The organism is Kosmotoga sp. (genome assembly GCF_982836095.1).
In genome coordinates this window covers 1-5,359 of record NZ_CEYIHJ010000020.1, presented here as the reverse complement: position 1 = coordinate 5,359, position 5,359 = coordinate 1, and the positions used below count along the sequence as shown (strand labels likewise).

The window sequence follows — 5,359 nt, the reverse complement described above, 5'->3', positions numbered from 1 at the left end:
ACTTAAATTTCGTCTGAAGTTTCCTTGGGCGCTTGTCAATTTCAAGTAATAAAGCTGAACAAAATCTTGTGTCCTCAAGATAAAGTCCTGCTGCTGGGTCTTTGCCAGAATCGATTATTCCTTCATTGCTGCAAATAAGCATAAGATTACCATTTTTTACTATCTTCATGGTTTACCTCCGATGATTCTCGAATTATCAGCTCTACATCAAGAACTTTTCTGGGAAATTCTTCACTTTCAAGGCAAGCTATGATGGAATCAGCTACTGTGTATCCAACCTTCTCAATGGGTTGCCTAACTGTAGTTAGGGTGGGACTTGTCATTGCCGCTTGTGGAATGTCATCAAAGCCTATTACAGGGACATCTTTCTCCATTTCTTTTAGTGCTTTGAGAGCTCCCATAGCCATGAGGTCAGAAGCGGCAAAAACCGCATCGAATTCTCCTTCAAAGCTTTTAGTCATTTTATAACCAGAATCCTCTGTGAAACTGCCATTGAGTATAAAAGAATCATCTACCTCAAGGCCATATTTAAGGTGGGCATCTAAATATCCCCTGGCGCGCCAGATGGAAACGCTCTGATTTGCAGGTCCGTTGAGAAAAAGGATTTTTCTGCATTTCTTTTTTAGAAGATACGAAACTGCTTTGAAAGCGCCTCCCATGTTGTCGGTATCGATAAATGGAATCTCTTCGCCATTTACCGCTCTTCCGACAACAACGAATTTTGCATCACGCGTTTTGAGGAATTCAACACGTTCATCTTTTTCTTTAAGATCCAGTATTATAAAGGCGTCAACGATCTTTCTGTCTAAAAAGGTTCTGTAAATTTCCACAGGATTTTCATCAGGTTCTTCTATGGTTAACAACAATTGATAGCCATCTCCCGAAAGCCTTTTGGTTGCTTCTCTGAGAAAAATGGAAAAATACGGAAAATTAAAAACATAATCTGTGGAATGGGGAATTATCGTACCTATTAGCCCTGTTTTTTTGCTTCTTAAGCTCCTCGCTACATGGTTTGGCACATATTCAAGTTTTTCAATGACTTTCATAACCTTTTCTCTTGTTTTCTTTGAAACTGAGGGCGAGCCATTTAGCACTCGGGAAACCGTTGCCGTTGAAACGCCTGCTTTTTTTGCCACTGTTGAAATATTAAGCTTCACAAAATCACTTCCCACCGTAATGTAATCGATTACAATGTAATCGATTACATTATAGCAAATACTTGTAAAATAAAAAAAAGTAATGAATGGAGTTTACAAGCAAAGAGCAAAGAATAGATCCATTGAGAATTGATTAAATTCGAAATTCCATGTTTTTATATTTGCCGTATTGGGTTGTAATGGAATATAATTATACAAAATTTCAAAGAAAGGGGTTTTTTAAGTGAATAATAATTGGTGGAAAAACGCTGTGATTTACCAAATTTATCCCAGAAGTTTCAAGGATAGTAATAATGATGGGATTGGTGATTTGAAGGGAATTGCCTCAAAACTCGACTATATAAAAGGGCTTGGTGTTGACGCCATCTGGTTATCTCCAATTTATAAATCACCTATGAAAGATTTTGGGTATGATGTATCTGATTATTGCGATATCGACCCGATTTTCGGTTCAATTGACGATTTTGATAAACTTCTTGAACAGGCACACAAAAAGGGGTTGAGAGTTATTCTTGATATGGTAATCAACCATACTTCTGATCAGCATCCATGGTTCAAAGAATCAAGATCTTCGCGGACTAATCCAAAAGCTGACTGGTATATCTGGGTTGATGGTGAGAAGGGAATCCCGCCAAATAACTGGCTCTCGTACTTCGGTGGAAGCGCTTGGGAATGGGATGAGAACAGAAAGCAGTATTATTTGCATCTCTTTGCCAAAGAACAGCCAGACCTTAATTGGCGAAATCCTGAAGTAAAAAGGGAACTGTTCAATATAGTTAAGTTCTGGCTTGACAAAGGTGTTGATGGATTCAGGTTTGATGTGGTGAATCTCTTTTACAAAGATGCTAAATTGAGGAACAACCCGCCAAAAAAGAAAAAGACAGAGATTGACTTTGAAAACTATTACAATGTGTTCACCAGGGACAGGCCAGAAACATTGCTTGTCATTGAAGAACTTCAAGAGCTCATAGAGAGTTACAGAGATAGGGTTACAATCGGAGAAGTTGCGACAGATCTTGGCGTGATACAGTACTTTGAATATACAAAACCCGGTAGGTTGAACCTGGCGTTTAATTTTGAGTTTAAAGACGTGGAGAAATTCAGCGCTAAGAGTTTTAAAGAAGTGGTGGAATTCACAGAAAAAGTCTTTGAAGATGCCGCCTGGCCCAGTTATGTATTGGGAAACCACGATTCAGCAAGGTTCATATCAAAATTTTCAGATGGGAAACTGGAAGAGGAACGCGCTAAGTTGCTTGCCACAATGCTTTTAACACTGAGGGGAACTCCCTTTATTTATATGGGTGAAGAGATTGGCATGAGAGAAGGTGAAATCCCCTTTGAAAAGCTCCAAGATCCGCTTGGGTTGAACCTCTGGCCAAAGCACAAAGGGCGTGATGGTTGTAGAACTCCAATGCAATGGGATGAAAGTGATTATGCAGGATTTTCAACAGTTGAACCATGGCTTCCAGTAAATTCTGATAAAAACCACGTAAATGTGAAAAGACAGGAAAAAGACCCTGATTCTATGCTTAATTATTACAAAAAGCTGCTTAGCCTTAGAAGAAAATCCAATGCTTTGAAGCTGGGGGACTACATTTCCATAGAAACGGATAATCCAGAAGTATATGCTTATTTAAGAGTGTTTGAAGATGAGAGAAAGCTTGTAATTCTCAATTTCAATGCTGAAAGCGTGAAAGTGAAATTAAATCTTCCAAAAGAGGAAAAACACAATATTGTTTTTGGAACTCACAGAACAAAAGGGGTCATAAATAATCTGGTTGAGTTAGATCCTTTTGAAGTTCTTATCTCAGAGTAAAGAAAGCCCCTGAAAGGGGCTTTCCTATTAATCTAAATTGGTTTTTACCGATTTCGAAAGATTCCTCGGTTTATCGGGGTTCAGCCCTTCAGTGATGGCTTTTTTATACCCGAGGTAAAAGAGAGGGATTACCCTCAATGGAACCTCAAATCCTTTTTGATTCTCAAGATCAATATCACCACCGGGCCCGATTTCAAGAACGTAAGCTCCCATCATTTTCAGCTCTTTTGCCAGGTCTTTTTCTTGTTTTGTACCCATTGATTGAAAGACAACGATAGTTCTTGAAGAGAGGTTTGAAATCGGTCCGTGCCTATATTCCAATGGCTCATGGAATTCCGTTGGCTGTTGTGCCATCTCCTGAACTTTTAGGGCTCCTTCTTTCGCAACACCGTAGAGTTCTTCAAATCCAAGAAAAACAAAGTGATTATATTTGGCAAGGTCTATACCATCTATGACCTTAACACTTCTATTTAACACTGTTTCCGCATCTTCTGGTGTAATATTTCCACCAATCTCTTTAAGAAACAAATAAAGTATTGCGGAGAAAGAGCCAGTCATTACTATGCTCTCTTCGTTAGCATAATCCAGAGCTATTGACTCATCGCAAACCTTCAGAAGTTGAGATGAAGGCACACAAGAAATGCCCAGAGTTTCAAAGCCAGATTTTTTTAGTTCAGATGCTGCAAAAACCGTTTCCGAGGATTCTCCTGTTCGTGAAAGCAATATGGCCTTGTCCAAAAATGGAACATTCCCTCTAACAACAATCTGTCCGCCGCTGATTACCTCTGCTCTGTAATTATGTTTGGTGAGAATTCTCGATAGAATCAACCCGAGGTTATACGATGAGCCACAACCAACGAAAAGGTACTTGTAGTCTCTGTATAATTCTACGAAAAGCTCTTCAGTTTCCTCAAACAATTCGGGAATTCTTAAAATCTCCTTGAGTGTGTACATTGCATCTCCTCCTTTAGAGCAGTAAATTAATTTAGCATTATTATGAAAACGATTTACAGGAAACTATGTAACCCGGTAATGGTAAATCTGTTTTCGAAGTATTCGGTGAATCCTTCACGGATAACCGATAGTACAGCCTGTGTTACACAGCGCAGGACATCTTTTTGTCCTATTTAGTACTATTTATTGGATGTCCGTTAAGATCAGTCATATATTGATTTGCCCTTGCTGTCAATTGCAACAAGCAAAGGAAATTCCTTTACTTCCAATCTATAAATAGCTTCTGGACCGAGTTCTGGAAAGGCGATTATCTCTGCTTCCACAACTTTTTTTGAAAGAGCCGTTGCTGTGCCACTCGAGGTGATAAAGTACACAGCGGAGTATTTTTTACTGAGTTCTTTCACATATTCATTCCTTTTTCCCTTGCCGATTGTTGCCTTAACCCCTAACTTTAATAGCATTTCAAGAAACGGGTCCATCCTGATGGAAGTGGTAGGTCCTATGGCCCCAATTACAGATCCAGCAGCTTTTCTTGCCGGCCCAGCGTAAAAGACAATTTTTCCTTCCAAAGAAAAAGGAAGTTGGTCTTTGAATTCGAGAACTTCTCTTATCATTTTTTGGGCAGCATCGCGCATTACTATAAGTTCTCCACAGTATTGGATCATTTCTCCGGCTTTAAGTTCAACTATCTTCAATTGTGAACCTTCCTTTCCTACACAGATAGCAATCAACTGAAAGGGCGACAGGTAAAGTAGCTATGTGTGTTGGATAGTACTCTACGCTGACAGAATATGCACTCATGCCATTACCCAGCCCCTGGTAACCGAGTTTCAAAGCATTTATTTCCTTCAGTAGTTCTTCTTCCAGAATCCTATAAGCTTCTATGTGGTTTCTCTCTTCAAAGTCTTTAGTCAAAGCAAGTTTTGAAAGCAAGAGCGCTTCTTCAGAGGTTCCACCTATACCAATTCCCACATGTAGTGGGGGGCAGGCATTTACGCCAAAGGTCTTCAGATGACCAAGAATTTTTTCCTTTAGGTCCTCAACATTTGATGAGGGGCGCATCATGAACAGCGCGCTTAAATTCTCACTTCCGCCCCCTTTTATCAAAAACCTTATCTCCAACTGTGCACCTTCGATCATGAAGAGATGGCAGATTACTGGTGTATTATCTCCTGTATTTTTCCTTCCAAAAAGAGGATCAGCAACTACGGAGCATCTGTATGGCTGGGAAGTGTAGATATCTCTGACTGCACGCTCAAATGTTTTGCAGAGAGGCTCCTCCAATCTCACTTCGTGGCCAAGAAAGACAAAGAACTCTACCATTCCTGTGTCCTGGCACAAAGGAAGACCTTCTCTTTGGGCGATTTTCATATTTTCCAAAATAATCTCTGCGAAGGGACCTTTATATTTTTCCGCTTCTTTTCGAACCAGT

The 5,359-nt window shown here is 39.7% G+C and carries 6 protein-coding genes; 1 reads left to right on the top strand and 5 read right to left on the bottom strand.

Going from position 1 to position 5,359, the window contains the following annotated elements; all coding sequences use genetic code 11:
• Positions 1–142, bottom strand: a 142-nt coding sequence (locus AC3LHT_RS02630; protein ID WP_488661893.1) for a glycogen debranching N-terminal domain-containing protein, incomplete at its 3' end; no start/stop codon positions are given.
• Positions 143–146: 4 nt separating this feature from the next.
• Positions 147–1,157, bottom strand: coding sequence for a LacI family DNA-binding transcriptional regulator (locus AC3LHT_RS02625; RefSeq protein WP_290646809.1), 1,011 nt, complete (start codon positions 1,155–1,157; stop codon positions 147–149).
• 223 nt (positions 1,158–1,380) lie between these two features.
• Here AC3LHT_RS02625 and AC3LHT_RS02620 point away from each other — a divergent pair, with 223 nt between their 5' ends.
• Positions 1,381–2,973, top strand: a complete 1,593-nt coding sequence (locus AC3LHT_RS02620; protein WP_488661886.1) for an alpha-glucosidase family protein — start codon at positions 1,381–1,383, stop codon at positions 2,971–2,973.
• A 27-nt stretch (positions 2,974–3,000) separates the two neighbouring features.
• On the opposite strand, the gene AC3LHT_RS02615 is transcribed toward AC3LHT_RS02620, so the two are convergent.
• From AC3LHT_RS02615 to AC3LHT_RS02605, 3 genes are all read right to left on the bottom strand, one after another.
• On the bottom strand, positions 3,001–3,927 hold the full coding sequence (locus AC3LHT_RS02615) for an SIS domain-containing protein (RefSeq protein ID WP_488661885.1): 927 nt from the start codon (positions 3,925–3,927) through the stop codon (positions 3,001–3,003).
• Between the two features lie 203 nt (positions 3,928–4,130).
• Complete coding sequence (locus AC3LHT_RS02610; RefSeq protein WP_488661884.1) at positions 4,131–4,622, bottom strand: FumA C-terminus/TtdB family hydratase beta subunit; 492 nt, start codon at positions 4,620–4,622, stop codon at positions 4,131–4,133.
• Positions 4,609–5,359: fumarate hydratase (locus AC3LHT_RS02605; RefSeq protein WP_488661883.1), on the bottom strand; the 751-nt coding region annotated here is incomplete at its 5' end. The genes AC3LHT_RS02605 and AC3LHT_RS02610, both read right to left, overlap by 14 nt.